We start from the raw sequence: 26,325 nt of genomic DNA, 5'->3' as shown, positions 1-26,325 counted from the left end.
GACAGGAAGAAGCGTCGGTAAGGCAGCCGCCGCATTCGCGGGTAAACCCGCTCCCACAAAGACAGTGCTCGAAATCATACGTGACGATCCTCTGCCTCGCCCAAGCTGACAAAGTTGTAATCTTCCCGTCAGCCAGCTGCCAGCCGGCGCTTTCCAGAATGGCCTCATTCTCGCTGCAGTTCCCGGAGTTCACATGAAGCACCTGTTCATCATCGCCGCCCTTGCGCTGGTCAGCCTGCCCACCTTCGCCGACGAAGCCCAGCACTTCGCCTTCGGCGAGCCGGCGCCGGCAGCCAAGGCCACCCGCACCGTCGAGGTCGTGCTCAAGGACATCGCCTTCGAGCCCAAGAGCCTCAAGGTCAAGGCCGGTGAGACGGTACGTTTCGTCCTGGTCAACGAAGGCAAGCTGCCCCACGAGTTCAACCTGGGTGACAAGGCCATGCATGCCGAGCACCAGAAAGAGATGGTGGCGATGCAGGGCAAGATCTTCACCGCCGGCATGAACCACGAGGGCATGGATCATGGCCAGATGGACCACGGCCAGATGAGCCAGGGCGGCCACGCGCACGGCGGCGGCAACACCGTGCTGGTGCAGCCCGGCCAGCGTGCCGAGTTGACCTGGACCTTCCGCACCTCGGCGCCCATCGAGTTCGCCTGCAACGTACCCGGGCATTACCAGGCCGGCATGGTCGGCCCACTGACCATCGAGTAGCTTGCGCTCCAAGGCGGGGTGTAAAACCGGTAGACTAGGGGCATTTTCGAACCCTCAGGTCAGTTTCCATGCATCCCGCCGCCGAACACTCCCCGCTGGGCAAGTCCAGCGAATACATCGCCACCTACACCCCCGCGCTGCTGTTCCCCATTCCGCGCCTGGCCAAGTGGGCCGAGCTGGGCGTCAGCGGCGACGCCCTGCCGTGGCAGGGCGTGGATTTCTGGAACTGCTTCGAGCTGTCCTGGCTGCTGCCGTCGGGCAAGCCGGTGGTGGCCATCGCCGAGTTCGCCATCCCCTGCGACTCGCCGAACATCATCGAATCGAAGTCGTTCAAGCTGTACCTCAACTCGCTGAATCAGACCGTGTTCGCGTCGCTGGCCGAGCTGCAGGCCTGCCTTGAGAAAGACCTGTCCGGCGCCGCCGGCAAGCCGGTGCTGGTCAAGGTTCGCACCCTGGCTGAGGTCGAAGCGCAGGGCGTGACTGCCTTGCCGGGCCAGTGCATCGATGCGCTGGATATCACCATCAGCAACTACGAACAGCCACAGCCTGAGTTGTTGCGCTGCTCTGCGGAGCGCGTGGTGGAAGAGACCGTGCACAGCCACCTGCTCAAGTCCAACTGCCCGGTGACCGGCCAGCCGGACTGGGGCAGTGTGGTGGTGGAGTACAAGGGGCGGGCGCTGGATCACGCCAGCCTGCTGACCTACCTGATCAGCTTCCGCCAGCATGCCGATTTCCATGAGCAGTGCGTGGAGCGAATCTACCTGGACCTGAAGAACCTGCTGCAGCCGGAGTACCTGACGGTGTACGCGCGGTATGTACGTCGTGGCGGGCTGGACATCAACCCGTACCGCAGCACCGGGCCGATCAGCCCGGCGAACCTGCGCCTGGTTCGTCAGTAAGGCAATTGGGGCCGCGTTGCGGCCCATCGCTGGCAAGCCAGCTCCCACATCGACGGCACACTTCAAGCCATGTGCTGCTCTTGTGGGGGCCGGCTTGCCGGCGAAAGGACTGCAACGCAGCCCCAACGGTGTTTGAAAGGCTCAGATCCCCATACTGTGCAGCGAATTGACGATGCTGCGCAGGGTGGCGGTGAGGTCGGGATGGTCGGCCTCGAAGCGCTCGATGGCGAGGTTGACGCCATCGACGACGTTGTTGTCTTGGGTAGCCTCTTCAAGTTTGATCTGTGCTTCGATCTGCTGCATCAGTTCGTGCAGGTGGTCGCGCTCTTCCAGCGAGAGCGGTGGATTGCGGTCCAGTTGCTCGCGCAGGCTATCGAGTTGCTCTTGCAGTTCGCGGGCAGGCATTGTTCGTTCTCCATCAATGGCTTGGCAAGGCATGGACCTCGGCGCAATGGTAAAGGTTCGTGCCTGACCTCTAGCGTAATCCACCTGCCGGTGCTTTGCATGACCCGTATCAACGCGGATGTGTCAGGGCTTCTCGCCCTTGTGCCGGCGCAGGGCGATGTCCGACAGGCAGGTGTCGAGGGATTCCAGATGGTCGATGACCGAATGCACGCCCAGGCCGAACAGCTCGAGCGTGGCCTTGCCGCGGGCACGCTCCTGCTCCTGTTGGGTCATGGCCTGCCACTGGCTTGAGGCCTGGTCGCAGGACGGGCTGCAGGCGGCCAGGCCGACGGTCCACAACCCGGCGTTCAGGCCCGACTGCAGCAGCAGCGGCTCGCCACTGATCAGCACGCAGCCTTCCAGTTGCTGGCTTTCGAGGGCCATCAGGGCCTGCCAGCAGGCATCTGGCGCCGGCCATTTGCAGCCGTTGCTGGGCAGGCCCGGCAGCCAGTCTGGGAGTACGCTGGTCAGGCGTTTGCCCGCGCTGGGGCTGACCTCGTCGAGCCAGATGCACGGCACTTGCCGGGCGCGTAGGCTGGCCAGCAAGGCCAGGGCGCCGGGGGCGGGCAGGGGGCTGCCGTTGCTGGCATGGACCAGGCAGCCACGCAGGCCGAACAGCACGGCAGTGAAGGCAGGTGCGTCTTGCATGGCAACTTCCCTGAAATACCCTGCAGGCTATCCAGCGTTTGTTACCGAGCGATGACTGCAACAGTTGTTCACAAAATGTTGAGCTAATTTATGTAAAGCTGTTTATCAGCCAGCGAGCCATTATACTGGCGCCTTGTTCTGCAGCGCGCCTTGGGCCGTTGCGGCCGTGAAATCCGAGGGAGAAACATCTATGCGTAGGATCGGTGCCGGAGTGATCGAGCGACTCACCCAGGCCTGTGTCTGCGCCAGCCTGTTGCTGGCGCCCGTGGCAGCCACCCAGGCGGCCACCGAGGACGACCCGTGGGAGACGGTCAACCGACCGATCTTCAAGTTCAACGATGTGTTGGATACCTACGCCCTCAAACCCCTGGCCCAGGGTTACCAGGCCGTCACTCCGCAGTTCCTCGAAGATGGCATTCACAACATCTTCCGCAACCTGGGTGATGTGACCAACCTGGCCAACAACGTGTTGCAGCTCAAGCCGCGTGCGGCGGGCATCGACACGGCCCGTTTGATCGTCAACACCACCTTCGGCCTGGGCGGCTTCTTCGATGTCGGCACCAAGATGGGCCTGCAGCGCAGCGACGAAGACTTCGGCCAGACCCTCGGTTACTGGGGCGTGCCCAGCGGCCCCTACGTGGTCATCCCACTGCTCGGCCCAAGCACCGTGCGTGACGGCCTGGCCAAGTACCCGGACACCTACACCGAACCCTACCGTTATATCGACCACGTGCCGACGCGCAACTCGATCTTCGCCCTGGACGTGATCGATACCCGTGCCAGCCTGTTGCCTGCCGAGAAGCTGATCCAGGGCGACAAGTACATCTTCATCCGCAACGCCTACCTGCAGAACCGTGAGTTCAAGGTCAAGGATGGCGAAGTCGAAGACGACTTCTAAGCCTTGTGGGTGTGAGAAAGGCGACCTTCGGGTTAGTGCCAGTCAGTTAGTTGGGGCTGCTTTGCAGCCCTTCGCGGGTAAACCCGCTCCCACAAGTACAGCGCTCGACTCAGACTATGCGCGATCCTGTGGGAGCGGGTTTACCCGCGAAGGGTCGCGCAGCGACCCCAATTGGCTTGACTGACTGGCATTAACCTTCGGGTCGCCTTTTTGCGTCTTGCGTTCAGTGCATGGCCAGGATGCGCAGGCCGAACTTCTGTTCGCCTCCTGGCTGGTCGGCGATCCACACCACTTCGGTGCTGGCATGCAGGCCCTTGAGGGCAGCATGGTCGGAGTCGATGCGCACCTCGATGCGGTCGCCCACCTGGAAGCGCTGTGGCGCCTGTACCTGCATCCCGCTGCTGGACAGGTCCAGGCAGACGGCGGCGATCACCTGGCCCTCATGCAGCAGGCTGACTTCGGTGTCGATGCGCATGCGGATGAAATCGCGTTTTTCACTGTGGCTGTCGGGCGTCAGGTGCATGCTCGGTCCTTTCCATCGGTTGCGCCGCTGTGCAGGCTGTAGCGCCGATCATACGTCCGGGCAAATTACATCGGCAATCGCCAGTTGCAGGGCAGGCCTGCAACGTCTGCGGGGCCTGCGGATATGCATAACAGTGTGCGAAACAGAGCCCTTAATAACCACGAGTGATTAGTGCGCAGCACTCGACCCTTGCATGCTTGAAACGCCCGGCGGATGGGAGTACCGTCTGCGCCTTACAGGGCACCACTGCTATTTGCCGGGCGAGTTTTCTTGTCCTACAACTCAGAGAGTGAGTGATCACACAGTATTCCAGTAGCTTTGCGTCGGCTTGCCGACGCCCGCTACGCCAACCCAAATCGGCGCCGTTCGCCCACATGCAGAAAACCAGTGCAACGCTGCTGATTATCGATGACGACGATGTGGTCCGTGCCAGCCTCGCCGCCTATCTGGAAGACAGTGGCTTCAGCGTCCTCCAGGCCGGGAACGGCCAGCAGGGCCTTCAGGTCTTCGAAGAACACCAGCCCGACCTCGTGATCTGCGATCTGCGCATGCCGCAGATGGGCGGCCTCGAACTGATCCGCCAGGTCAGCGAGCGCGCGCCGCAGTTGCCGGTGATCGTGGTGTCCGGTGCCGGTGTCATGAGCGACGCGGTCGAGGCCTTGCGCCTGGGCGCCGCCGATTACCTGATCAAGCCGCTTGAAGACCTCGCCGTGCTCGAGCACTCGGTGCGCCGTGCGCTCGACCGCTCGCGCCTGGTGCTGGAGAACCAGCGCTACCGCGACAAGCTCGAAGCCGCCAACCGCGAGCTCGAGGCCAGCCTGCACCTGTTGCAGGAAGACCAGACCGCCGGGCGTCAGGTGCAGATGAACATGCTGCCCGAGAACCCTTGGGTAGCTGGCGAGTACACCTTCGAGCACCAGATCATCCCGTCGCTGTACCTGTCGGGTGATTTCGCCGACTACTTCCGCGTGGATGAACGGCGCATTGCGTTCTACCTGGCCGACGTTTCCGGCCATGGCGCGTCGTCGGCGTTCGTCACCGTGCTGCTCAAGTTCATGACCACGCGTTTGCTGTTCGAATTCAAGCGCGGCAGCAAAGTGCGTGAATTCAAGCCTTCGGAAGTGCTCAGCCACATCAACCGCGGGCTGATCAACTGCAAGCTGGGCAAGCATGTGACCATGGTCGGTGGCGTCATCGACGAGGAAACCGGCCTGCTCACCTACAGTGTCGGCGGCCATTTGCCGTTGCCGGTGCTGTACACCCCGGGTGAAGTCCGCTATCTGGAAGGCCGTGGCCTGCCGGTGGGGCTGTTCGAAGAGGCCAGCTACCAGGACCTGGTGCTGGAGCTGCCACCGCAGTTCAGCCTCACGCTCATGTCCGATGGCATTCTGGACCTTTTGCCAGGGGGCACACTCAAAGATAAGGAAGCGACCTTGCCGGAAATCGTCAAGGAAGCGGGGGGTAGCCTGGAGGGGCTGCGCCAACGATTCGAATTGGCTACGCTTGGGGAGATGCCGGATGATATCGCCCTATTGGTGTTGAGCAGGAACCTTGAATGAGTACCGGTAGAATCCAGTTCGCCGAACAGAGCGGCACCTTCGTTCTGAAATTTGTCGGTGAAGTGCGCCTGACCCTGTGTTCGGCGCTGGATGCGACGATCGAGAAGATTTTCACTGCGCTGAATTTCTCGGCCATCGTCATCGACCTGACCGAAACCGAAAGCATCGACAGCACCACGCTGGGCCTGTTGGCCAAGCTGTCGATCCTGTCGCGGCAGAAGATCGGCCTGCTGCCGACCGTGGTCACCACCAACCCGGACATCTCGCGCCTGTTGCAGTCCATGGGCTTCGACCAGGTGTTCAACATCGTCGACCGCCCGGTGCCATGCCCCGAGTGCCTGACCGACCTGCCGTCCCAGGACCAGAGCGAAGACGTGGTGCGTTCCAAGGTACTTGAGGCGCACAAGATCCTCATGGGGCTGAACGACTCCAACCGCGAGGCGTTCCATGACCTGGTGAGCGCGCTGGAGCGTTCCTGATTTTCAGTCTTTGCCGGCCCATTCGCGGGTAAACCCGCTCCCACAGGGGAAGCACAACACCTGTGGGAGCGGGTTTACCCGCGAATGGGCCAGTAAAGCCGGCATCATTCCCTGCGCACGAACTCCGTCGCCGCCGCCCCATCGGCATTGAGCTGATACACCCGCTCTGGCCGCCCCTGCTCATCGAAAAACACCTGCCCCAGCCCCGCGCTGTTCCACAGCCGCTCACCGGCCTTGCTGTGGCTGGGCACCCGTGGCACCACCTCCATCTCCCGGCGCTTGGTGAACCAGTTGAGTGGCGAGCGCGGTGAATACAGCCAGCGGTTGAGCCGGTCGAGCACATCCAGCAGGCGCCGGGGGAACTCGTTCTTGATGCCGCTGCTGGTCACCTGCCACAGGTGTGGGCTGCGCTGACGGTGGCGGATCAGCACTTCATAGACGAACGAGTAATGCACGTCGCCCGATAGCACCACGTAATGCCCCGGCGTGCGCGAGTGGCGGAAGATGTTGAGGATCACCTGTGCCGCGCCGCGGTGGGCCATCCAGTTCTCGGCATCCACCAGCAGCGGATAGCCCAGCGCACTGAATACCCGCTGCACGGTTTCGATCAACTTGACCCCGAAAATCGGCGCCGGCGAGACGATCACCGCCGAAGGGTGGTCGATCAGCGCCTGCTGCAGCTCGCACAGCGCTTCCCAGTCGAGCAGGCCGGACGGTTTGCCCAGGTTGCTTTCGCTGCGCCAGCGGCGGGTACGGGTGTCCAGTACCAGCAGCGGCGGGTTGCTGGGCAGCTCGTATTGCCAACCCTGAAAGCGCAGCAGTTCGCCGATCAGTTCATCCTGAGTGGTGCGCTGCTGAGCAAAGTGCTGGCACTGCTCGATCAGCGGCGCGCAGGCATCCGGGTCGTTGCCCCAGCCCTGGCACAGCAGGTAGCCGAGCAGCGCGTTGCCGATGATGCGCCGCGAGAAAGGGTGGCCATAGGCGGTCTGTTCCCACTGCGCCGAGAGGTTCCAGTCATCGGTGATGTCATGGTCGTCGAAGATCATCAGGCAGGGCAGGTGGGCCATGACCCGCGCCACCTGGCCCAGGCAATCGGCGAACGCTTCGATCAGCGGCAGCTCGTGCCGGTAGCGCGCCTGGCGTTGCTCGGTGAGGTCCGCCGGCATGTCCATCCGCACCAGCGCCCACGGCGTCGGCGACCACACCAGCAGGTACATGGCCATCACCTCGGCGAAGGTCACCAGATGGTTGTCGGCATTGCTGGACGAGAAGATCGGCTTGCGCTTGCCACCGAAGAAGCGTTCGCGCAGGGTTTCGTTGCCCTGCTGGGCCGGCAGCAGGTCGGCGCGGTGGTAGTAGCAGGCCGGGTGGCGGTAGAGCGCCGCGCCGCTGTCGACCACGGCGCCCTCCAAGGGCTCGTCGAACAGCCCCAGGCACTCGATCAGTTCATGGACGGCCCGCAGCATGGGGCCAGCGACGTCATCGGCGTACACCTGGTCGCCGGTCATCAACAGCACGGCGGGGCGTTGTTGCGGCTGGGTGCAGGCGGCCAGCAGGCGGTCGGCGCAAAGCAGGCCGTCGGCCGCTGGGTGGTGCGGCTTGCGGCATGAACCGTGGAGTACCTGGTCGAGGCGCTCGCGCAGCACGAAATCTGGCCGGGTGGTACCGGGGTAGAGCAGGTGTGGCGCCCAGTCGCTGATGCCCTGGCCGTTGATCAGCAGGTCGTATTCAAGCGCGATGTCGCAGGGCAGCGCTTGGTCGAAATGGATGTCCAGCAGGTGCACGAATGCCCGTGCGCCGACCGCGAGGGTGGTGCAGTGAAGGCTGGGGGTGATGCCCGGGTAGCCGAGCACGAATTCGGGCAGCAGCGGTTGCGAGCCGACCAGCCAGATGGCCAGGCGTTGGGGTTCAAGGCGGCGCAGTACCGGGCCAGTAAGAACAAGGGGCAGTGGGGCGCGGGAGGTCATCGACGGCTCTGGGGGCTTGGCTGGCCTCTTCGCGGGGCAAGCCCGTTCCCACAGTTACAGCACAGGATTAATCCTGTGGGAGCGGGCTTGCCCCGCGAAGAGGCCCTTGAATTCAAATGCTTTGCAGGGTGGTAAAACAAAGCGGGCGGAAAATGCTGCGCACTTCCCGCCCGCTTGGCAAACCCGATATGTATCAGGCCTTTTCTGCCATCAGCTTCTCGAGCTTCTCCTGGTCACGGGCGAACTGGCGGATGCCCTCGGCCAGTTTCTCGGTGGCCATGGCGTCCTCGTTCATCGCCCAGCGGAACTGGCTTTCGTTCAACTGCTGCTTGGCCTCACCGGCATTGCCCGGCTTGAGAATGCGTGGCAGCTCGCCCTGGTCGTCCGACAGCTGCTGCAGCAGCTCTGGGCTGATGGTCAGGCGATCGCAGCCGGCCAGCTGCTCGATCTGGCCGATATTGCGGAAGCTCGCGCCCATCACCACGGTGTTGTAGCCGTTGGTCTTGTAGTAGTCGTAGATGCGCGTGACCGACTGCACGCCCGGGTCTTCGGCGCCTACATAGTCCTTGCCGGTGCTCTTCTTGTACCAGTCGTAGATGCGCCCCACGAACGGCGAGATCAGGAACACGCCAGCATCGGCGCAGGCCTGAGCCTGGGCGAAGGAGAACAGCAGGGTGAGGTTGGTCTGGATGCCTTCCTTTTCGAGCTTCTCGGCGGCGCGGATGCCCTCCCAGGTGGAGGCCAGCTTGATCAGCACGCGGTCGCGGGAAACCCCGGAGGCTTCGTACAGTTCGATCAGCAGGCGGGCCTTTTTCAGCAGTGCCGGCTCGTCGAACGACAGGCGCGCATCCACTTCAGTGGAGATCCGCCCAGGGATGGCTTGCAAGATGCCCGCGCCCACGGCCACCGCGAAGGTGTCGCAGGCTAGGTCGACATTGCCCTTGGCCTCGGCCTTGACCTTTTTCAGCAGGTCGGCGTAACCCGAGATGGCAGCGGCTTTGAGCAGCAGCGACGGGTTGGTGGTGGCATCGACCGGCTTGAGCCGGGTGATGGCGTCCAGGTCCCCGGTGTCGGCGACCACGGTGGTGAACTGCTTGAGTTGTTCCAGCTTGGAGGTCATGGGCGTGCTCTGTCCTGTGCAATGGCTCGACATTACCCGAGCCCTCACGCCCGCTCAAGGCCCCGCGTGTAGGAGCGGCCTTGCGCCGCGAAGGGCTGCGCAGCAGCCCCGGGGCCAGCCCGGGATATGCCGAAGGTGACGATTCGAGTCGCAAGCTGACCGGAGGTTCCCGGCGCTATCGTGCGCAGCACAAAGGCAGCGGTTGCTACACCTGACCTGTGGGAGCGGGTTCACCCGCGAAGGCGGCCGTGAAGTTGCCGACGCGTTCGCGGGTAAACCCGCTCCCACAGGGCCCCCGGCGTCTGCGTGGGAGCGGGCTTGCCCCGCGATGGGCTGCGCAGCAGCCCCGAGGCCAGCCCGGGGATATGCCGAAGGTAACGATTCGAGTCGAAAGTCGACGGGTGCTTCCCGGCGCTATCGTGCGCAGCACAAAGGCAGTGGTTGCCACACTTGGCCCCGGCAGCCTCACCGCCCCTGCAACAACTCCGCCGCCTGGTCCAGCACCGCCAGCGGCGTGTCGGTCTTGTGAATATCCGCCGACAGCAACTGCCGGAAGCGCCGCGCCCCCGGGAACCCCTGGCCCAGCCCGAGAATATGCCGGGTGATATGGTGCATCGCACCGCCGCTTTCCATATGCGCGACGATATAAGGCCGCAGCCGCTCCATCGCCTCGCTGCGGCTCACCACCGGCGCCTCGCTGCCAAACAACTGTTGGTCAACCTCGGCCAGCAGGTACGGGTTGTGATACGCCTCGCGCCCCAGCATCACCCCATCGAAGGTCTGCAGGTGCGTGCGGCACTCTTCGAGGGTCTTGATGCCACCGTTGAGCACCAGCTCCAGGTCCGGGAAGTCCGCTTTCAACTGCGCCGCCACGTCATAGCGCAGCGGCGGGATCTCGCGGTTCTCCTTGGGCGACAGCCCTTCAAGAATGGCGATGCGCGCATGCACGGTGAAGCTGCGACAGCCAGCATCGCGCACCTGGCCAACGAAGTCGCACAGCTCGGCATAGCTGTCGCGGCCGTTGATGCCGATGCGGTGCTTGACCGTCACTGGAATACCGACCGCATCCTGCATGGCCTTGACGCAATCGCCCACCAGCGCCGGGTGGCCCATCAGGCAGGCGCCGATCATGTTGTTCTGCACCCGGTCGCTGGGGCAGCCGACGTTGAGGTTGACCTCGTCATAACCCGTCTGCTCGGCCAGCCGCGCACAGGCCGCCAGGTCCGCCGGCACGCTGCCGCCCAGTTGCAGGGCCAGCGGGTGCTCGGATTCATCGTGGCGCAGGAAGCGCTGGGCATCGTTGTGCAGCAGGGCGCCGGTGGTGACCATTTCGGTGTACAGCAGGGCGTTTTTCGACAGCAGGCGCAGGAAGAACCGGCAGTGGCGGTCCGTCCAGTCCATCATCGGCGCAACGCTGAAGCGGCGGGACGGCTCAGGGCGCGTGGTTTGTGGCTTTGAGTCTGTTTCTAGGGGCATTCTGGTCTACACATTCTTGTACCATTTTTCGCGGTTTTGGGACGTTTTTGGAGTGACAGTGGTACGATGTACCACCGCCAACCAGGCTTGTACCACCGGAAATCATGGCAACGATCAGAGCAAGGAAAAAGGCCGATGGAACGGTCAGCTATACCGTCCAGATCCGCCTCAAGAAAAAGGGTGTCCTAGTCTACCAAGAGTCCCAGACATTCGCCCGCAAGCAGGCGGCTCAAGCCTGGGCGAAGCGACGAGAGACCGAGTTGGCAGAGCCTGGCGCGATCGAGCGGGCCAACCGGGGTGGGCACGCGGTCAAGGACATGATCGACCGCTACCTGGTGGAAGCCGAGAAAGCCCGGCCGCTGGGTAAGACGAAGCGGCAAACACTGCTGGCTATCAAGAACAGTTACCTCGGCGAAGTGGTCGACTCCGACATCTCTCAGCAGGTGCTGGTGGACTACGCCTTGTGGCGTATGAGCCCTGAAGGCGGCGGCATCAAGCCGCAGACAGCGGGCAATGACCTGGCTCACCTAGGCTCAGTGTTGTCGCTGGCCAGGGCAGCGTGGGAGTACGAGGTCAACCCTCAAGCCATGCCCGACGCGCGCCTTGTGTTGAAGCGTCTCGGTTACAACATGAAAAGCCGGGAGCGGGATCGTCGGCCAACCCTCGAAGAGCTCGACAAGGTGCTCGAGCACTTTTTCGAGATGCTTGCACGTCGCCCGACAGTCATTCACATGCCCAAGGTCGTGGCGTTTGCCATCTTCTCTACGCGCCGCATGGACGAGATCGCCCGTATCTTGTGGGAAGATCTGGATGAGCACCGCCAGGCAGTGAAAGTGCGGGACATGAAGAACCCCGGGCAGAAGATCGGCAACGATGTGTGGTGCCATCTGCCGGATGAGGCGTGGGCGATTGTGCAAAGCATGCCGCGTCAGTGCGCTGAGATCTTCCCTTACAACACTGATTCAATCGGTACGGCCTGGTCCAGGGCATGCAGGATGGTTGGCGTGGAAGATCTGCACTTCCACGATCTGCGCCACGAATTCTCCCAACGTAGCAAGCGTTGTTCAAAACAAAGCCAAGCCCCTGCAACGAATGTGTTTGAACGCATCGACTTAATGTGTTGCGCATAGCATCCGCCCCTTTGGGTCTTTTCAGCTCCTGTCAGTGGCGCGCCCAACCGCAGGGTTGCGAGCATTCGACACGGCTGTCATCTTAATCCTCTAGAGATTCCTTTGACTTTCGTTGGCGCGCTATTGCACAGCACGCGTCCTTGAGGAGCTCGTCATACAGGTCAAATGCGTGCTCTGCGCGGCTTATCAATGCCACCATCTGCTCGCAGTTGCTCCATCTGGACGTCCTCTGAGAATGGCTCGCCGAGGTCTCCCCTACGAATACCAGAATGTGTTGCGACAACGATTGATGAGCGAATATCAACTACTGCGTCATCGCGAATGAGTTCTGCTGCGTTGAGGATGTCCCGGATGAACTCTGGATGCTCATAGATGAGGGGCGACTGGCTTTTGCGTAGAACTCTCGCCACTAGCGCGGCATGTGCATAAGAACTCGACGACACCCACGTAGGGAATAGGACAGGCAGTGGTTCGTCATAGCTTCCGCATAGGCCATAAATTGCTTCACCAGCCATCTTCAAATGCTTGAGCAAGACACCATCACCCTGACTTCAGATTCGATTCAGATTCGATCCCGATAATTGCTCCCGTCGAACCCAATCGGGGGGAGTTTCATGACCGCATCTCAATGGAGCAACCTGCTCCCTCTGCCTATCGGTAGCCATGCCGACCATCACGCGCACCTGTCGCTTCACCTGGCCGGGGATTCTACCCGCGAGGGGCTGGAGCACTTCATTCACCAGTGCTTTGCCACCGTGCACCAGGCCGATGTGCAGCATTTTCTCCCAGAACTGTTGGCATTGCATGATAGTCACGGCCGGTTGATTGCTGCTGCTGGCATGCGTCCAGCTAGCCAGGGCCCTCTGTTCCTCGAACGCTACTTGGACGTGCCTTTAGAAGCCGCTGTTTCACGGGTTGCAGGTATCTCACTGGACCGCATCTGCATGGTAGAGGTAGGCAATCTGGCCTCTCTCAGCGCCGGCAGCGCTCGCATCATGATCATTGCAGTTACTTGGTTGCTGGGCACACGTGGTCTTGAGTGGGTCGCCTTCACTGGGGCAGCGACGCTGATCAACAGCTTTCAAAGGCTTGGGTTGATGCCTACCGTTTTGGCCTCGGCCGATCCAGATCGTTTGCAGGGGCAGGCGGACCAATGGGGAACCTACTACCACCAGCGCCCTCAGGTGTTTGCTGGAAACATCGGCGACGGCTTCGACGCACTGACCCGATCCGGCGTGTTCCAACGGCTCGGCTTTCCTACGCTCGTCGAGGAGACCGGACATGCCGCGTGAACTTGATCGTTTCCATGAACAGTTGTCTGCTTATGCACGTGATCACGGTGATGCCGTAGCAGTACAGGGACAGACTTGGCGCTACACCTATCAGCAGTTGCTCGATGAGGTAGGGCTGCGAGCCCATACCTTGCATCGACAACCTGCTGGGGCGTTGGTACTTGCCCTGGACAACGGCCCTGATCTCTTGTTCTGGGACCTGGCCGCCTTGTTCGCTGAACGCCCCTGCGTGATCGTACCGTCGTTCTTCAGTGCAACGCAGTTCGATCACTGCATTGCTCAGAGTGGTGCGTCAACCGTGCTGTGCTCGACTCAGTGGGTGCCGCGCCTGCTGAGTGAAGGATTTGTCCAGGAAGGTGAATTCTGGGTGCGCGAGCGCTCGACCGACGTCCAATTGCCTGATAGCACCGCCAAGATTACCTACACCTCCGGCAGTACCGGGAGGCCTAAAGGTGTCTGCCTAAGCGCTGAAGCCATGCTGCGGGTAGCACGTGAACTGGAGGCGGCAAGCCGGCCCACTGAACCGCAGCAGTATCTGGCAGTGCTGCCTTTGGGCATATTGCTGGAGGACCTCGGTGTATATGCCGCCCTGATGGCGGGTGCCTGCGTGCAGGTGTACCCGCAGCGGCAGCTGGGCATGGGCGGTGCGAGCCAAGTGGACTTCAAGCAACTTTTGGGCGCCATTGCCCTCAGTGGCGCGCAAAGCCTGATCCTCGTGCCGCAGTTGCTGATGGGGCTAGTGACGGCCATCGAGCGCGGCCTTATGCGCGTTGGCCCACTGCGCTTCGTGGCAGTGGGCGGCGCCCGGGTATCACCCAACCTGCTGGCTCGGGCCGATGCGGTCGGCTTGCCGGTATTCGAAGGCTATGGTTTGTCCGAATGTGCCTCGGTGGTCGCGCTGAACCGACCGGGGGCCGTTCGCCCTGGCAGCGTCGGCAAGCCCTTGCCCCATGTGCAGGTGCGCATTGCTGACGACGGTGAGGTGCTGGTGGCTGGCTCGATCTTGCTGGGTTACCTGGAAGAGGCGCCGGTCACCGGCGAGTGGTGGGCGACGGGCGACCTCGGTCACCTCGACGAAGAGGGCTACTTGTACCTTGACGGGCGCAGAAAGCACCAGTTCATCACCAGTTTCGGTCGTAACGTCAACCCGGAGTGGGTGGAGTCGGAGCTGACTCAGGGCGGCGTGATTGCACAGGCATTCGTGCATGGCGAAGCCTTGCCGCACAACCTGGCGCTGCTCTGGCCGCTGGACCCCACCGCCAGCGACGAGGCTATCGAGCAGGCCGTACAGCACTGTAACGCGCAGCTGCCCGATTACGCCCAGGTGCATGCCTGGCGCCGCTTGCCAGCCCCACTCAGCCCCCGTGACGAAACCCTGACTGCCAACGGCCGCCCGCGACGCGAGGCGATCTTGCAGCGCTACCACACCCTGTTATTCGACATCTCGTTGTGAGGTTTCCCATGTCCTTTTTCGACATCCTGCAAACAGAAACAGCCCAAAAGCGTCAGGCGTTGTTCGCCGTACCCGTGATCCGTGAAGCCTTGGCTGGCCAGGTCAGCCTGGACAGCTATGTCGCTTTCCTGAGCCAGGCCTACCACCATGTTCGCCACACCGTCCCACTGATGATGGCTTGTGGCGCACGTTTGCCGTCACGGCTGGAGTGGCTGCGTGGCGCGGTATGCGAGTACATCGAAGAGGAATACGGGCATGAGCAGTGGATCCTCAACGACATCAAGGCGTGCGGCGGCGACTGGGAGGCGGTACGTGATGGTCGCCCGGCATTGTCGATCGAGCTGATGGTCGCCTACCTCTATGACCTGATCGCTCGCGGCAACCCCGTCGGGTTGTTCGGCATGGTCAATGTGCTCGAAGGCACCAGCATAGCCTTGGCCACCCAGGCGGCTGGCACCATCCAGAGCACCCTGGCCCTGCCTGATCAGGCGTTCAGCTACCTCAGTTCCCATGGTGCGCTCGATCAGGATCACATGGTGACCTACAAGCAGTTGATGGACCGCCTCGATGATGCTGCCGACCAACAGGCTGTCATCCACGCGGCGAAGGTCGTCTATCGCTTGTACACCGAGATGTTCCAGGGCTTGCCGCGCGCGGGCCAGTCAGAGGTGCGCCATGCGCTTGCCTGAATCCGTGGTCATCCTCACCGGCGCCAGTGGGGGCATCGGCCTGGAGCTGGCCGAACAATTGTGCGCAGCTGGCGCCCAGGTGCTGGCTGTCAGTCGGCACATGGGCAAGCTGGCTGGCCTGATGAATCGGTATCCTGATCGCCTGCGCTGGCAAGAAGCGGACCTGCGCAGCCAAGCGGGGCGCGACCAAGTCATCGCCCGCGTCCGCGAGATGGGCACAGTCAACGTGCTGATCAACGCCGCTGGCGTGAACCGCTTCGCCTTGCTCGATCAGTTGGACGAGCACGCGCTCGACGAATTGCTGGACATCAATCTGACAGCCCCCCTGCAACTGACACGCGCCTGCCTGCCATTGCTGCGAGCCCAACCTAGAGCGCTGGTGGTCAATGTCGGGTCCACCTATGGCTCGATCGGCTATCCCGGCTATGCCACCTATTGCGCCAGCAAGTTCGCCCTGCGCGGGTTCTCCGAAGCGTTGCGCCGTGAGTTGGCCGACACCACGGTCAATGTTCTGTACGCCGCCCCCCGGGCGACCCGCACCGCCATGAACAGCAGCGCTGCGACGGCGCTCAATCAGGCGCTGAAAGTCGGCATGGATGAACCGGCGGATGTCGCCCGTGCGGTGCTCGAAGCGGTGCAGTCCGAGCGCAGCGAGCTGTATCTGGGCTGGCCGGAAAAACTCTTCGTGCGCATCAACGGCATGTTGCCAGGCGTGGTCGATCGAGCGCTGCGCAAGCAACTGCCTGTCATTCGTCGCTACATCGGTAGCCATTCCAAGGAGTCGATCAAATGAAGCGTCTGTTCGTCGTCAGCTTGTTGGCATTCGCCCCCTTCACATGGGCACTGGACCAGGTCGGTACCCAACACTTGAGCGAGCTCCAGCAGCGCTGGGCGCAGATCCAGTATCAATTGCCCAAGGACAAACGGGCCGATGCTTTTGAAAAGCTCTCTGCTGACGCAGCGGCTTTCGTTCATCAGTATCCCGGTACACCTGAGCCTCTGATCTGGGACGGCATCATAAACAGCAGTTGGGCGGGCGCCGTTGGCGGTTTAGGCGCACTGGGCAAGGTCAAGGCGGCGAAGACCAGTCTGGAACAGGCCATGAAACTGGACCCCAACGCCCTGCAGGGATCGGCCTACACCAGTCTTGGCACGCTGTACGACCAAGTGCCTGGCTGGCCGATCGGTTTCGGCGATGCCGACAAAGCTGACGCTTTGCTGCGCAAAGCGCTGCAGATCAACCCCAACGGCATCGACAGCAACTACTTCTGGGCTGATCATCTGTACCGACAAAAGCACTACCCTGAAGCAACTGCAGCCCTGCAGAAAGCCTTGCAGGCTCCGCCTCGGCCGGGGCGTGAATTGGCTGACCAGGGTCGGCGTGCCGATATCGATGCTTTACTCAAGGCCATCAAGGACAAACAGGACTGAACATGCGGCTGTTGCTGGTTGAGGATGACATCGCACTGGGAGAAGGGATCTGCGACGGCTTGCGCCAGGAGGGCTACACCCTCGACTGGCTGCGTGATGGCGTCAGCGGCTTGCATGCGTTGCAGCACGAGACCTTCGATCTGGTGATTCTGGATCTTGGCTTGCCCCGCATGGATGGCATTGAACTGCTGCGGCGGGTACGCGCCGGTGGTGACAGCCTGCCGGTGCTGATACTCACCGCACGGGACGCACTCGACGATCGCATCACCGGCTTGGATGCCGGCGCCGACGATTACCTGGTCAAGCCGTTCGACCTCAACGAGCTGAAGGCACGCTTGCGCGCGTTGCTCAGGCGCAGCGCCGGCCGCGCCAAGGTCATGATCGAGCATGCCGGAGTCAGCCTCGACCCAGCTACCCAGCAAGTTCATTACAACGGCGTTGAAGTGGTGCTGACCCCGAAGGAATACATGCTGCTGCACGAGTTGCTGGCCCAGCCAGGCAAGGTCTTCACCCGCGAACGCCTGACCCAGTTGCTGTATGGCTGGGATGAGGAGCCGGAGAGCAATACGCTGGAGGTGAACATCTACCACCTTCGCAAGAAGCTGTTCAACGGGCTGATCCGTACGGTGCGCGGCATTGGCTATCTGGTCGAGGCCAAGGCATGAGCTCGCTGCGCCAACGCACCCTGTGGCGGGTGATGTTGTTGCTGTTGCTGGGGACCGGCCTGCTGGCGCTCTATAACTATCACGACAGCCGCCATGAGATTAACGAGGTGTACGACGCGCACCTGGCCCAGAACGCTCGCTTGCTGCAGGGCGTCATGAGCCTGCCGGTGCAAAGCGGCTCGCGTGAAGCGATGTACCAGGCATTCAACGAGGCATTGGCCCAGGCGGGTCACCATCGGGTAGGCCACCCCTACGAGAGCAAGCTGGCATTCCAGGTCTGGCAGGACGGCGCCGGCCTGCTGGTGCACACACCCAGTGCGCCGAGCATCGACCCGCCACCGACGGTCCCCGGTTTCTACGACTTTTCCAGTGGTGGCGAGCAATGGCGCGGTTTCGTGCTGTCGGTGCCGGAACGACACTGGGTGATCTGGGTGGGCGAGCGTGACGATGTACGCTACGACTTGATCGACCGCATCGTTCGCCACACCCTGTTCCCGTTCCTGCTCGGCAGCCTGGTGTTGGCACTGTTGGTTTGGGCCGCTATCGGCTGGGGACTGCGGCCGTTGCAGAACATGGCCAACATCATCCGTGGGCGTCACGCGGATTCGCTGGAGCCGCTGCAGTTGGTGCCGCTGCCCTCGGAGCTGGAGCCCATGCAGGCCGCCATCAACCGCCTGTTGGCGCAGATCGAGGACCTGCTGCGGCGTGAGCATCGGTTCATTGCCGATGCCGCCCACGAAATGCGCACCCCCCTGGCCGTTCTGCGCCTGCACGCGCAGAACGCGCTGGAGGCCAGCAACGAGGCCGAGCGGCACAAAGCGCTGGGCTTTCTGATGGGTGGGGTCGATCGACTCACCCGGGTTGTCAACCAGTTACTCACCCTGGCCCGTGTCGAGCCAAGGCTGGGGCAGCGAGCCAGCACTCGGATCGACCTGGCCGAAGTGGTCACCGAGACCTTGGCTGACCTGACCCCGTGGATACTGGACCGCGGCCTGGAGCCCTCGCTGGACATCGGCGAAGGCGACCACCACCTGGCAATCGATGCTGGCGCCCTGGGCATCGCGCTGCAGAACCTGGTGTCCAACGCGGTGGAGCACTCACCGCCCGCTGGCCGCATCACGGTGTCACTTAGGCACCTGGACAATCACTTCGAACTGGTCGTCGAGGACGAGGGGCCGGGTATCGATGAGGCGAGTCTGTCGCGCGTATTCGAGCGTTTCTACAGCCGTAACAGCCCCAATGGTGCAGGCCTTGGGCTTTCCATCGTGGCGACCATCGTTGACCGGATGGGCGGGCAGGTGCGTCTGCGTAATCGAGCAAGCGGCGGGCTAGCCGCCATCTTGCTGTTTCCAGTGGGTTAAATCCCCCAGCAGAGTCGCTGCCAACGATACAGCTGGCATCTGAGGCTGGCCACTTCAGACTTCCTTAAGCTTGAGCCAGCAACCTGACACTGTCCGGTTGCTGGGAATCGCTTCTGCATCGCACCTCGTGGCCACGGATCTTTCTCTCATTTTCGAGGCCATGGATATGACGCGTGATTCAACTATTGACCGCTTCGGTCGCCTGTCCATCATCATGCACTGGAGCATGCTCATCTTGTTCATCGGCATTTATGCCGGCATCGAGCTGCGCGGGGCATTGCCAAGAGGCAGCACACTGAAGAGCCCACTGCTGGGATTCCATGCGCTGATGGGTGTCGCCGTATTCGCGTTGGTATGGGTACGCCTGATTGGTCGGCTGAGCCCACGTCCTCCCATCCTACCCACGCCACCTACCTGGCAGGCGGCGATGGCCAGTATCACGCACCTGGCCTTGTACGGTTTGATGATCGTTACTCCGCTGTTGGCCTGGCTGATGCTGAGCGCCGCGGGTAAGCCGTTGCCGTACTGGGGCATCACTCTGCCTTCGCTCGTTCCTGTCGATCCTGCTTTGGCCAGAACACTGAAGGACTGGCATGAGCTGCTAGGTAACGCAGGTTACGCGCTGATTGGGCTTCATGCTTGCGCAGGCCTGGCACACCACTACTTGATCAAGGACAACACCCTCAGGCGCATGCTGCCACGGTGATAAGGGCTAAGTACCCTGGAACTTACTATCGAACGGCGGAACGGTCTGACTTTGGTGGTGTTGCTGTAGGCATTGCTAGTCTGATAAATCTTTCTCGCGTGGCCGCCGGCACTGCAGAGTGTGCTGGGCCTCGCGATCTACACGAACCTCTTCCAGATCGGGGAGCAGGAGCGAGCATGTTCGGAGATGAGTACGCACAATACTGCAGACAGGTCAGGCGCTGGCTGTAGAAAGGGATGTTGCTATTTATAAGCGGCAGCTTTGGGTCGTTAGCTGCCGGTCGTGATGGGCGAAACCAATTTTTTCCCCATTCAGTGCATCCAGTACACCCGTTTGCGGGTATTGCTTATGGGCGGCCTGTGGCTGCCCAGCCAAATGACCTGTCAGGAGCTCTACCCATGAGCCTCAAACCCTCCGCCTGCCTGCTCGCCTGCAGCCTCGCCCTGGCGCTGCAACCCGCTCACGCCCAATCCGCACTGCCAGATGCGGTCAAGGTCCCCGATGGCCATCGCGTCATGCTCGAGACCGTCGGTGTCGGCGAGATTACTTACGAGTGCCGCGACAGGGCCAACACCCCCGGCCAAACCGAATGGACCTTCATCGGCCCCAAGGCCGTGCTCAATGACCGTGCCGGCAAACAGGTGGGCGACTACTACGGCCCACCCGCCACCTGGCAGGCCAAGGACGGATCGAAAGTCACCGGCACCCAGCTGGCGGTGGCACCTGCAGACAAGGGAGCCATACCCTATCAACTGGTCAAGGCCAACCCGGCCGAAGGCCAAGGCGCCATGCAGGGAGTCAGCTACATCCAGCGCCTGGCCACGCGCGGCGGCGTGGCGCCGGCAAGCGACTGCACGGCACAGAACAAAGGTACCAGGCAGGTCGTCCAGTACCAGGCCGATTATGTGTTCTGGACAGCCAAGTAATGCGCACTTGAGCAGACACCTTGCAATCGTTCATCTACGCTCGTTGGCAAGCCCCCGGCTGGATCGCCGGGGTACCTTGCATGACACAAGGAAGCTGCACACGTTGAATTCGCCTGTCGCCCCGTTCGACTACCACCGCTGCCTGGAAGCCTGCTCTCAGGGAGACCGGCACGCCCTGCAGGCGCTTTACGACCACGAAGGTGCGCGCCTGCTGGGCGTTGCCCGGCGTATCGCGCGTGACGACGCCAGCGCAGAAGACATCGTCCACGATGCGTTTATCCGCATCTGGACCCGCGCCGCCAGCTTCGACCCGGCACGCGGTTCGGCGCGCGGCTGGATCTACAGCATCACCCGCCACCTGGCACTGAATTCGATCCGCGATTCGCGCCGTGAAACCGTGCTGGACGAAGCCGAAATGGGTACGACGCCCACATTGCACGGGGGATTCGATGATATTGACCTCTGGTTAGGGTCGGCGAAGATCTACCGTTGCCTCGAAAAACTGCAGCCTGCACCGCAGCGTTGCATCCTGCACGCCTATGTGGACGGATGCAGCCACGCCGAAATCGCCGGGCTGCTGGGGGCGCCATTGGGCACCGTCAAAGCCTGGATCAAGCGCAGCCTAAAGGCATTGCGGGAGTGCCTGGAATGAAGCCGGATACTGCCGAGGAATTGGACAGCCTCGCCGGCGAGTTTGTACTCGGAACACTGTCGCCACAGCAACACGCCACAGTGACCGAGCGACTGGGCAGCGATCCGGCTTTGCGCGCCGCCGTGGATACCTGGGAGGCACGTTTGCTGGAGCTGACCGCGCTGGCTGCGCCGCAGCCACCGAGCGCCCGCCTGTGGGGCCGTATCCAGCGCAGCCTGAATGAACTGGCCGCACCCGCCGCTCAACAGCGAGTCAAATGGTGGCGACGCCTCGGCCTGTGGCAAGGGCTGAGTGCTGCGGGGCTGGCAACAAGCGCGGTCCTGGCGTTTACATTGCTTACTGCGCCCCCGCCCACCACTGAATTCGTGGTGGTATTGGTTGCGCCGAGCAGCCAGACCGCCGGCTGGGTGGTGCAGACCAGCGACAGCCGCATGATCGAGCTTATCCCGCTTGGCCAGGATGTTGTCCCTGAGGGCATGGCCCTTCAGTTCTGGACCAAGGGCGAACAGTGGCGCGCACCGGTTTCACTGGGCCTGGTCAAGCCCGGAGAGCCCTATCGTGTTCCGCTACAGAGCCTGCCACCGCTAGAGGCCAACCAGTTGTTCGAGCTGACATTGGAGAAATCCGGCGGTTCGCCTACCGGGCTGCCGACGGGGCCGGTGAAGTTCATTGGCCGCGCGGTAAAAGTGATTTGACCCAAAAGGTCTACAGCCACTGACCACTATGGGCCGATGGAGCTCATCCACGACGGTCAGCTTTCGACCCAAAGCTGCCTGTGGAGAGCGGCAGCAATCGGCTAACTACGGACATCCAGCTGAACAGTAGTCCCGCCACCAGCCTTTTAGCCTTGGACATCCCGCACTCTTCAAGTGCTGAATCTACATAGTTTCAATGGCTTGGAATCTTCTGAACACGGAGGATTCAGGCTACAGCGTTAGAGAGGCCGGGAGACCGCGCAAAGGGCTGTCAGTGAGCGTTGTCAGGACCCAGGCAAGCCTCGATCATTTCCGCGACGTCAAGCAAGCGCTCGCGCAAAGCGGGAAGCCAGACCACTGCCACAGACGAGTTCCGCTGCGCCAATTCAAGCACCGCCTGAAGGGCATAGTCGGAATGCCGCATTAATTCAATCAAATGAAGGCCGCTCGGGCCATGGCTGCCTGCCAGCCAATGCTTAGCCGTGCGTTCACTGGCATCGGTCCAATGGCGCAGCGTCTTAATTGCGCGATGTGACGTGCCTAATTCGGTGCGTAAGGCAGCAGCTAGGGCACCGGCGTATGTTTGTGCACAGATTGGAAATGAATTACCCATTTTAGTGATCATCTTTCCGTATCTCCTCTTTATATTCGTGAGTAGCGCATCTGATGTAGGCCGGTAGGTGTAGTGCAGTCTACGGCTTGACATGGGTGTAGACCCCAAGTCGCTAAGGGGGCATCGATCTACAAATGAGACGAGCACATCTATCCACGACCGAGGGCAGCAGCAATAGAGCTGCTGCCTATGTCCGCATGTCGACGGAGCACCAGCAGTACTCCACTGAAAACCAGCTGGATGCCATTCACGTTTATGCGGCAGCACATGAGCTGGAGATCGTCCGGGTATATACCGATGCGGGGAAAAGTGGCTTGAGCCTGGATGGTCGGGAAGCTCTTCAGCAGCTACTTCGAGACGTCGACTCGGGTCAGTCCGATTTCTCTGTAGTTCTGGTCTATGACGTAAGTCGCTGGGGGCGCTTTCAGGACCCTGATGTTAGCGCCAGCTACGAAGTTCGATGTCGGCAGGCTGGTGTCAGGGTCGAATATTGCGCCGAACAGTTCGTTAACGATGGCTCACCGGTATCCAGCATCATCAAGAGTGTTAAACGCATGATGGCTGGTGAGTACAGCCGTGAGCTGTCCGTCAAGGTGTTTGCGGGGCAGTCGCGCTTGATCCAGCTAGGCTACCGACAAGGTGGCCCGGCTGGATATGGATTGCGTCGTCAACTTATCGATCAAACTGGGCAGCGTAAAGTAATCTTGGATCGGGGAGAGTACAAAAGCCTTCAGACGGATCGGGTGATCCTCACGCCAGGTCCCGAGTCCGAGCAACAGGTCGTTCAAGACATTTACCAGACCTTTGTCAGGGAAGGTCGAACCGAAGCTGAAATTGCAACGCAACTGAATCGGCGTGGAATTCTTACAGACTTCCAGCGACCGTGGACACGGGGCGTAGTGCATCAGGTCCTGATCAACGAAAAATACATCGGTAACAACGTCTGGAATCGCACTTCTGGCAAGCTGAAACAGCCCCGTACACCCAATCCGGTTGATCAGTTGGTGCGGGCCGACAGTGCCTTCTCCTCAGTGGTTGACCACGCGTTGTTTCTCGCGGCGCAAGCCATTATTCGAGCGCGGTCACGGCACTGGACTGATGAGCAAATGCTGGCCACGCTGAAGCAACTATTTGCGGAGCGAGGTTGTCTATCTGGGTTGATCATTGATGAGCAAGAGGATTGCCCCTCCAGCAGTTGTTATCGCCAGCGCTTTGGTAGTTTGCTACGCAGCTACAGCCTGATTGGCTATTCCCCCGCACGGGACTACAGCTTTCTGGAGGCTAATCGCCGGCTGCGAGAGCTGTATCCGCACATCTTGGCCGACACGCAGGAGCGCATTCGTCTTGTCGGAGGGCGCATTGCGGTCGATCCCCAGACTCAACTGGTTTGGGTTAATGATGAGTTCTCGATCTCGGTGGTGCTATGCCGCTGTCAATGTTCAGAGTCAGTGCGCAGGCGTTGGCAGCTACGCTTCGATTTCGGTTTGTTACCTGACCTTACTGTCGCTGTTCGCATGCTCCCCGGTGAGCAGGAGGTGCTTGATTACTACCTCTTTCCCATGATCGATTTGGCGGCACCTCACCTGCGTCTGGGAGATACTAATCCGCGTGAATTGGAACTCTACCGGTTCAGCAGCTTGGATATCCTAGCGGCCCTGAGTCGACGTATACCCCTGGGGAGCGCTGCGTAATGGCCACATCGGGAGAGCATCTTGCACTTCATGTGGCGCAGGCGGCGCCTATTGCGCAGATCCCACTCGCGGATATTCGCGTGCTCAATCCGCGTAGTCGCAATCAACAAGTGTTTGCACGCCTGGTGGAAAACATTGCGAGTCTGGGGTTGAAACGACCGATCACGGTGACCCGTAACGGTTCGAGTTTCGACCTGATCTGTGGGCAGGGGCGCTTCGAAGCCTTCAAGGTCCTGGGGGAGTCGGCCATTCCGGCGGTCGTGGTGACGGCGGTTGAGGCGGACCGCTATCTCATCAGCCTGGTAGAGAATCTGGCGCGACGTAAGCACTCGAACCGCGACTTGCTGATGGCGATCAACGTACTGCACGAGCGTGGTTACTCCATCAGGCAGATTGCCCAGAAAACCTGCTTGGACCGTGCCTATGTTGGCGGCATTCTGATCTTGTTGCGGCAGGGAGAGGAGCGCCTGATCGCTGCCGTCGAAAAGGGCTGGCTACCGATTAAAGTCGCGATCCATGTGGCACGGTCTGACGATGCCCAGGTCCAGGCCGCCATGGTCGAAGCCTATGAAAGTGGATTGTTGAAAGGAGATGAACTCATCAAGGTGCGCCGTCTGATCGACCGAAGACGCGTTCTTGGCAAGGGCTATGGTAGGCAGCATGGAGGCGAGCGCATGACCACTCCTCGCCAGTTGCTGACTGCCTATCAGACTGAGGTGCGCCGTCAGCGCCTGATGGTGAAGAAGGCGGACATCGGTGAGCAACGATTGCTCTTCGTCGTGACTGCATTGCGTCGGTTGTTGGCCGATGAATTTTTCCGGTCAATGTTACGCAGTGAAGGTATTGATGATATGCCGCAGGTATTGGCCGAGCGTATTAAGGGGGACGCATGACTGTCGTCAAGCGTGCCTTTGAGCCCGATTTGATTACCGTCCGCTTACCGCTGATCTTGCCCTCTCGCCAAGTCACCCACGATATGCTGACGTCCGTCAGATACGCAGCGATTTTGGCCTCCATCCGTGAGTTGGGCGTGGTCGAGCCGCTCGCGGTGCATCCCGAGCCGGTTCACGGGACGGGAGGGGAGCCCCGTTATCTACTGTTGGATGGTCATTTGCGGCTAGCTGCGCTCGCACAGTTGGGGGCGGAAGACGCGTTGTGCCTGTTGGCGACAGATGACGAAGGTTTTACCTACAACCGGCAGGTCAACCGACTTACCCCGATTCAAGAGCACAAGATGATTTTGGAGGCGATTCGCAAAGGAACGACCGCCGAGCGGATTGCCGAAGTCTTAAGCGTCAACGTTGGACGCATCCGCGAGCGCCAGCATTTGCTGCGGGGGATTGCGCCGGAAGTCGCTGAGATGCTGAAAACGCGAATGGCCAGTCAGGCGGTCTTTCGCGTGCTGCGTAAGATGAAGCCGATGCGCCAGATAGAACTAGTCGAGATGATGATTTCGGCCAACTGCTTTACTGGTCGCTACGCCGAAATGGTATTGGCCGCAACGCGTCCTGAACAGCTGGTTGAGGCAAAGAAAGTCAGTGAGGGCGTGACTGCTGAAGACATTGCACGCATGGAGCGGGAGATGGAAAAACTCTACCACGATTACCGGTTGGTCGAGGACACCCTCGGCGAAACCATGCTGGTACTCGTGGTTGCCAAGGGGTATGTGTCTCGCATGCTGCGCAATCAGACTATCGCAGCTTACCTGGAGCGTTTCGAGCCTGACCTGGTGCGGGAGCTGGCGGGGGTTGTGGAGGCGGTCACCGCAGATGCTCGTAGTCTGGAGCGTGAATAGACCTACCTGCTGTGCTTAGTGGGAGGGCATCATTCGTTTTTGGGACAGATCGTCATTGCTATGTTGGCGAGGGCATGGGCTTTGGCTGGAATCGCGGCTTCGTCCCGCGCAGAGGTGGCAATCAGTGGGACATAGAGGCCAAGGCTAGCATTGGCATCAGCTTGTCGCGTGTCGCCGCGAAATCGCAGTGTTGCGCCGCCCTATTGACGCTGAGGTTCAGCAGAGTCAAGTTGCCTAGCATTGGGATGCTCTCATGCCGTTCACGAATCAGGAGCTGCCAGGGCGTCAATGTGCCGCAAGAGCGCACAATCACTTCGATATCCGACTCGTCGCTGTCGGCTGCCACGCTATCATCTTTCTGCGGCCAGTGGGATGTGCCAACTGCGCGGCAAAATATGGTCTATATCAAACGCTGATAGGTCTGGTACTTCTGGCTCTTCGCTTTTAACGGATAGCCGTAAACTGCCCTCGAGTTCCGTTAGCAGCTAACAGGTTTTTGCG

At 61.2% G+C, this 26,325-nt stretch carries 28 protein-coding genes; 20 read left to right on the top strand and 8 right to left on the bottom strand.

Features of this window, described 5'->3' with window-relative positions:
• The first annotated feature begins 193 nt into the window (after window positions 1–193).
• Window positions 194–712, top strand: coding sequence for a cupredoxin domain-containing protein (locus tag ACQ4N9_RS15130; protein WP_390967423.1), 519 nt, complete (start codon window positions 194–196; stop codon window positions 710–712).
• A gap of 68 nt (window positions 713–780) precedes the next feature.
• On the top strand, window positions 781–1,611 hold the full coding sequence (gene queF / locus ACQ4N9_RS15125) for an NADPH-dependent 7-cyano-7-deazaguanine reductase QueF (protein ID WP_323830468.1): 831 nt from the start codon (window positions 781–783) through the stop codon (window positions 1,609–1,611).
• Between the two features lie 141 nt (window positions 1,612–1,752).
• On the opposite strand, the gene ACQ4N9_RS15120 is transcribed toward queF, so the two are convergent.
• Window positions 1,753–2,016 (bottom strand): DUF4404 family protein, encoded by a 264-nt coding sequence (locus ACQ4N9_RS15120; protein WP_217853754.1) that lies wholly within the window; start codon window positions 2,014–2,016, stop codon window positions 1,753–1,755.
• Between the two features lie 123 nt (window positions 2,017–2,139).
• Window positions 2,140–2,703 carry a phosphonoacetaldehyde phosphonohydrolase-related protein gene (locus ACQ4N9_RS15115; RefSeq protein WP_390967424.1) on the bottom strand — a complete coding sequence of 188 codons (564 nt, stop codon included), beginning with the start codon at window positions 2,701–2,703 and terminating at the stop codon, window positions 2,140–2,142.
• A 190-nt stretch (window positions 2,704–2,893) separates the two neighbouring features.
• Between ACQ4N9_RS15115 and ACQ4N9_RS15110 the strand changes: the two genes are divergently transcribed.
• Window positions 2,894–3,601 carry an MlaA family lipoprotein gene (locus ACQ4N9_RS15110; protein WP_110993522.1) on the top strand — a complete coding sequence of 236 codons (708 nt, stop codon included), beginning with the start codon at window positions 2,894–2,896 and terminating at the stop codon, window positions 3,599–3,601.
• 223 nt (window positions 3,602–3,824) lie between these two features.
• Here ACQ4N9_RS15110 and ACQ4N9_RS15105 read toward each other — a convergent pair whose 3' ends face one another.
• Window positions 3,825–4,124, bottom strand: a complete 300-nt coding sequence (locus ACQ4N9_RS15105; protein ID WP_125858008.1) for a PilZ domain-containing protein — start codon at window positions 4,122–4,124, stop codon at window positions 3,825–3,827.
• Between the two features lie 374 nt (window positions 4,125–4,498).
• Here ACQ4N9_RS15105 and rssB point away from each other — a divergent pair, with 374 nt between their 5' ends.
• Both rssB and rssC read left to right on the top strand, forming a co-directional pair.
• Window positions 4,499–5,683 (top strand): two-component system response regulator RssB, encoded by a 1,185-nt coding sequence (rssB, locus tag ACQ4N9_RS15100; protein WP_125463389.1) that lies wholly within the window; start codon window positions 4,499–4,501, stop codon window positions 5,681–5,683.
• Window positions 5,680–6,162 (top strand): anti-sigma factor antagonist RssC, encoded by a 483-nt coding sequence (gene rssC, locus ACQ4N9_RS15095; RefSeq protein WP_110993518.1) that lies wholly within the window; start codon window positions 5,680–5,682, stop codon window positions 6,160–6,162. Before rssB ends, rssC begins: the two co-directional genes overlap by 4 nt.
• 104 nt (window positions 6,163–6,266) lie before the next feature.
• Here rssC and ACQ4N9_RS15090 read toward each other — a convergent pair whose 3' ends face one another.
• The 3 genes from ACQ4N9_RS15090 to dusA all read right to left on the bottom strand — a co-directional run bounded on the left by ACQ4N9_RS15090 (window position 6,267) and on the right by dusA (window position 10,725).
• The gene (locus ACQ4N9_RS15090; protein WP_390967425.1) at window positions 6,267–8,129 is read right to left on the bottom strand and encodes an alkaline phosphatase D family protein; all 1,863 of its coding nucleotides are present in this window, start codon (window positions 8,127–8,129) and stop codon (window positions 6,267–6,269) included.
• Window positions 8,130–8,322: 193 nt separating this feature from the next.
• On the bottom strand, window positions 8,323–9,249 hold the full coding sequence (gene tal, locus ACQ4N9_RS15085; protein WP_390967427.1) for a transaldolase: 927 nt from the start codon (window positions 9,247–9,249) through the stop codon (window positions 8,323–8,325).
• Between the two features lie 465 nt (window positions 9,250–9,714).
• On the bottom strand, window positions 9,715–10,725 hold the full coding sequence (dusA, locus tag ACQ4N9_RS15080) for a tRNA dihydrouridine(20/20a) synthase DusA (protein ID WP_390967428.1): 1,011 nt from the start codon (window positions 10,723–10,725) through the stop codon (window positions 9,715–9,717).
• Window positions 10,726–10,829: 104 nt separating this feature from the next.
• Here dusA and ACQ4N9_RS15075 point away from each other — a divergent pair, with 104 nt between their 5' ends.
• From ACQ4N9_RS15075 to ACQ4N9_RS15020, 12 genes are all read left to right on the top strand, one after another.
• Window positions 10,830–11,855: a tyrosine-type recombinase/integrase gene (locus ACQ4N9_RS15075; RefSeq protein ID WP_390967429.1), complete on the top strand. Its 1,026-nt coding sequence runs from the start codon at window positions 10,830–10,832 to the stop codon at window positions 11,853–11,855.
• A gap of 614 nt (window positions 11,856–12,469) precedes the next feature.
• Entirely contained in the window at window positions 12,470–13,147 is a 678-nt protein-coding gene (locus tag ACQ4N9_RS15070; protein WP_390967430.1) for a thermostable hemolysin, read from the top strand.
• Window positions 13,137–14,600, top strand: coding sequence for an AMP-binding protein (locus tag ACQ4N9_RS15065; protein WP_390967431.1), 1,464 nt, complete (start codon window positions 13,137–13,139; stop codon window positions 14,598–14,600). Before ACQ4N9_RS15070 ends, ACQ4N9_RS15065 begins: the two co-directional genes overlap by 11 nt.
• Before the next feature lie 8 nt (window positions 14,601–14,608).
• A complete protein-coding gene (locus ACQ4N9_RS15060) occupies window positions 14,609–15,289 on the top strand; it encodes a TenA family transcriptional regulator (protein ID WP_323830477.1) in 681 nt (226 codons plus the stop codon).
• The gene (locus ACQ4N9_RS15055) at window positions 15,276–16,082 is read left to right on the top strand and encodes an SDR family oxidoreductase (RefSeq protein WP_323830478.1); all 807 of its coding nucleotides are present in this window, start codon (window positions 15,276–15,278) and stop codon (window positions 16,080–16,082) included. Before ACQ4N9_RS15060 ends, ACQ4N9_RS15055 begins: the two co-directional genes overlap by 14 nt.
• Window positions 16,079–16,720, top strand: a complete 642-nt coding sequence (locus ACQ4N9_RS15050; protein WP_323830479.1) for a tetratricopeptide repeat protein — start codon at window positions 16,079–16,081, stop codon at window positions 16,718–16,720. The genes ACQ4N9_RS15055 and ACQ4N9_RS15050 overlap by 4 nt, the downstream gene beginning before the upstream one ends.
• A gap of 2 nt (window positions 16,721–16,722) precedes the next feature.
• Window positions 16,723–17,385, top strand: coding sequence for a response regulator (locus ACQ4N9_RS15045; RefSeq protein WP_315405115.1), 663 nt, complete (start codon window positions 16,723–16,725; stop codon window positions 17,383–17,385).
• Window positions 17,382–18,746, top strand: coding sequence for a sensor histidine kinase (locus ACQ4N9_RS15040; RefSeq protein ID WP_323830480.1), 1,365 nt, complete (start codon window positions 17,382–17,384; stop codon window positions 18,744–18,746). The genes ACQ4N9_RS15045 and ACQ4N9_RS15040 overlap by 4 nt, the downstream gene beginning before the upstream one ends.
• A gap of 166 nt (window positions 18,747–18,912) precedes the next feature.
• Window positions 18,913–19,452 carry a cytochrome b gene (locus tag ACQ4N9_RS15035; protein WP_323830584.1) on the top strand — a complete coding sequence of 180 codons (540 nt, stop codon included), beginning with the start codon at window positions 18,913–18,915 and terminating at the stop codon, window positions 19,450–19,452.
• Between the two features lie 398 nt (window positions 19,453–19,850).
• On the top strand, window positions 19,851–20,378 hold the full coding sequence (locus ACQ4N9_RS15030; protein ID WP_323830481.1) for a DUF3455 domain-containing protein: 528 nt from the start codon (window positions 19,851–19,853) through the stop codon (window positions 20,376–20,378).
• A 103-nt stretch (window positions 20,379–20,481) separates the two neighbouring features.
• A complete protein-coding gene (locus ACQ4N9_RS15025; RefSeq protein ID WP_323830482.1) occupies window positions 20,482–21,030 on the top strand; it encodes a sigma-70 family RNA polymerase sigma factor in 549 nt (182 codons plus the stop codon).
• The gene (locus tag ACQ4N9_RS15020) at window positions 21,027–21,725 is read left to right on the top strand and encodes an anti-sigma factor (protein ID WP_323830483.1); all 699 of its coding nucleotides are present in this window, start codon (window positions 21,027–21,029) and stop codon (window positions 21,723–21,725) included. The genes ACQ4N9_RS15025 and ACQ4N9_RS15020 overlap by 4 nt, the downstream gene beginning before the upstream one ends.
• A 271-nt stretch (window positions 21,726–21,996) precedes the next feature.
• Here the strand turns inward: ACQ4N9_RS15020 and ACQ4N9_RS15015 are convergent, their stop codons facing one another.
• Window positions 21,997–22,350 (bottom strand): hypothetical protein, encoded by a 354-nt coding sequence (locus ACQ4N9_RS15015; protein ID WP_323830484.1) that lies wholly within the window; start codon window positions 22,348–22,350, stop codon window positions 21,997–21,999.
• A gap of 122 nt (window positions 22,351–22,472) precedes the next feature.
• On the opposite strand from ACQ4N9_RS15015, the gene ACQ4N9_RS15010 reads away from it, so the two are divergent.
• From ACQ4N9_RS15010 to ACQ4N9_RS15000, 3 genes are read left to right on the top strand one after another with little or no spacing between them, the layout of a single operon-like run.
• The gene (locus ACQ4N9_RS15010) at window positions 22,473–24,029 is read left to right on the top strand and encodes a recombinase family protein (protein ID WP_323830485.1); all 1,557 of its coding nucleotides are present in this window, start codon (window positions 22,473–22,475) and stop codon (window positions 24,027–24,029) included.
• Window positions 24,029–24,922 (top strand): ParB/RepB/Spo0J family partition protein, encoded by an 894-nt coding sequence (locus tag ACQ4N9_RS15005; RefSeq protein WP_323830486.1) that lies wholly within the window; start codon window positions 24,029–24,031, stop codon window positions 24,920–24,922. The genes ACQ4N9_RS15010 and ACQ4N9_RS15005 overlap by 1 nt, the downstream gene beginning before the upstream one ends.
• Window positions 24,919–25,824 carry a plasmid partitioning protein RepB C-terminal domain-containing protein gene (locus ACQ4N9_RS15000; RefSeq protein ID WP_323830487.1) on the top strand — a complete coding sequence of 302 codons (906 nt, stop codon included), beginning with the start codon at window positions 24,919–24,921 and terminating at the stop codon, window positions 25,822–25,824. The genes ACQ4N9_RS15005 and ACQ4N9_RS15000 overlap by 4 nt, the downstream gene beginning before the upstream one ends.
• Before the next feature lie 121 nt (window positions 25,825–25,945).
• On the opposite strand, the gene ACQ4N9_RS14995 is transcribed toward ACQ4N9_RS15000, so the two are convergent.
• Window positions 25,946–26,065, bottom strand: a complete 120-nt coding sequence (locus tag ACQ4N9_RS14995) for a hypothetical protein (protein ID WP_390967462.1) — start codon at window positions 26,063–26,065, stop codon at window positions 25,946–25,948.
• Window positions 26,066–26,325: the final 260 nt, after the last annotated feature.

This window comes from Pseudomonas sp. ES1 (genome assembly GCF_050586605.1).
Classification (GTDB): Bacteria; Pseudomonadota; Gammaproteobacteria; order Pseudomonadales; family Pseudomonadaceae; genus Aquipseudomonas; species Aquipseudomonas sichuanensis.
This window is presented reverse-complemented; position numbering and strand designations above follow the sequence as displayed.

Bases quoted from the DNA above. Each gene is read 5' to 3' on its own strand.
- ACQ4N9_RS15105 (WP_125858008.1), bottom strand. From the start codon at position 4,124: ATGCACCTGACGCCCGACAGCCACAGTGAAAAACGCGATTTCATCCGC.
- tal (WP_390967427.1), bottom strand. From the start codon at position 9,249: ATGACCTCCAAGCTGGAACAACTCAAGCAGTTCACCACCGTGGTCGCC.
- ACQ4N9_RS15115 (WP_390967424.1), bottom strand. From the start codon at position 2,703: ATGCAAGACGCACCTGCCTTCACTGCCGTGCTGTTCGGCCTGCGTGGC.
- ACQ4N9_RS15130 (WP_390967423.1), top strand. From the start codon at position 194: ATGAAGCACCTGTTCATCATCGCCGCCCTTGCGCTGGTCAGCCTGCCC.
- rssC (WP_110993518.1), top strand. From the start codon at position 5,680: ATGAGTACCGGTAGAATCCAGTTCGCCGAACAGAGCGGCACCTTCGTT.
- dusA (WP_390967428.1), bottom strand. From the start codon at position 10,725: ATGCCCCTAGAAACAGACTCAAAGCCACAAACCACGCGCCCTGAGCCG.
- ACQ4N9_RS14995 (WP_390967462.1), bottom strand. From the start codon at position 26,065: ATGCTAGGCAACTTGACTCTGCTGAACCTCAGCGTCAATAGGGCGGCG.
- ACQ4N9_RS15000 (WP_323830487.1), top strand. From the start codon at position 24,919: ATGACTGTCGTCAAGCGTGCCTTTGAGCCCGATTTGATTACCGTCCGC.
- ACQ4N9_RS15045 (WP_315405115.1), top strand. From the start codon at position 16,723: ATGCGGCTGTTGCTGGTTGAGGATGACATCGCACTGGGAGAAGGGATC.
- ACQ4N9_RS15090 (WP_390967425.1), bottom strand. From the start codon at position 8,129: ATGACCTCCCGCGCCCCACTGCCCCTTGTTCTTACTGGCCCGGTACTG.
- ACQ4N9_RS15040 (WP_323830480.1), top strand. From the start codon at position 17,382: ATGAGCTCGCTGCGCCAACGCACCCTGTGGCGGGTGATGTTGTTGCTG.
- ACQ4N9_RS15015 (WP_323830484.1), bottom strand. From the start codon at position 22,350: ATGATCACTAAAATGGGTAATTCATTTCCAATCTGTGCACAAACATAC.
- rssB (WP_125463389.1), top strand. From the start codon at position 4,499: ATGCAGAAAACCAGTGCAACGCTGCTGATTATCGATGACGACGATGTG.
- ACQ4N9_RS15110 (WP_110993522.1), top strand. From the start codon at position 2,894: ATGCGTAGGATCGGTGCCGGAGTGATCGAGCGACTCACCCAGGCCTGT.
- ACQ4N9_RS15120 (WP_217853754.1), bottom strand. From the start codon at position 2,016: ATGCCTGCCCGCGAACTGCAAGAGCAACTCGATAGCCTGCGCGAGCAA.
- ACQ4N9_RS15020 (WP_323830483.1), top strand. From the start codon at position 21,027: ATGAAGCCGGATACTGCCGAGGAATTGGACAGCCTCGCCGGCGAGTTT.
- ACQ4N9_RS15075 (WP_390967429.1), top strand. From the start codon at position 10,830: ATGGCAACGATCAGAGCAAGGAAAAAGGCCGATGGAACGGTCAGCTAT.
- ACQ4N9_RS15060 (WP_323830477.1), top strand. From the start codon at position 14,609: ATGTCCTTTTTCGACATCCTGCAAACAGAAACAGCCCAAAAGCGTCAG.
- ACQ4N9_RS15005 (WP_323830486.1), top strand. From the start codon at position 24,029: ATGGCCACATCGGGAGAGCATCTTGCACTTCATGTGGCGCAGGCGGCG.
- queF (WP_323830468.1), top strand. From the start codon at position 781: ATGCATCCCGCCGCCGAACACTCCCCGCTGGGCAAGTCCAGCGAATAC.
- ACQ4N9_RS15010 (WP_323830485.1), top strand. From the start codon at position 22,473: ATGAGACGAGCACATCTATCCACGACCGAGGGCAGCAGCAATAGAGCT.
- ACQ4N9_RS15055 (WP_323830478.1), top strand. From the start codon at position 15,276: ATGCGCTTGCCTGAATCCGTGGTCATCCTCACCGGCGCCAGTGGGGGC.
- ACQ4N9_RS15030 (WP_323830481.1), top strand. From the start codon at position 19,851: ATGAGCCTCAAACCCTCCGCCTGCCTGCTCGCCTGCAGCCTCGCCCTG.
- ACQ4N9_RS15065 (WP_390967431.1), top strand. From the start codon at position 13,137: ATGCCGCGTGAACTTGATCGTTTCCATGAACAGTTGTCTGCTTATGCA.
- ACQ4N9_RS15050 (WP_323830479.1), top strand. From the start codon at position 16,079: ATGAAGCGTCTGTTCGTCGTCAGCTTGTTGGCATTCGCCCCCTTCACA.
- ACQ4N9_RS15070 (WP_390967430.1), top strand. From the start codon at position 12,470: ATGACCGCATCTCAATGGAGCAACCTGCTCCCTCTGCCTATCGGTAGC.
- ACQ4N9_RS15035 (WP_323830584.1), top strand. From the start codon at position 18,913: ATGACGCGTGATTCAACTATTGACCGCTTCGGTCGCCTGTCCATCATC.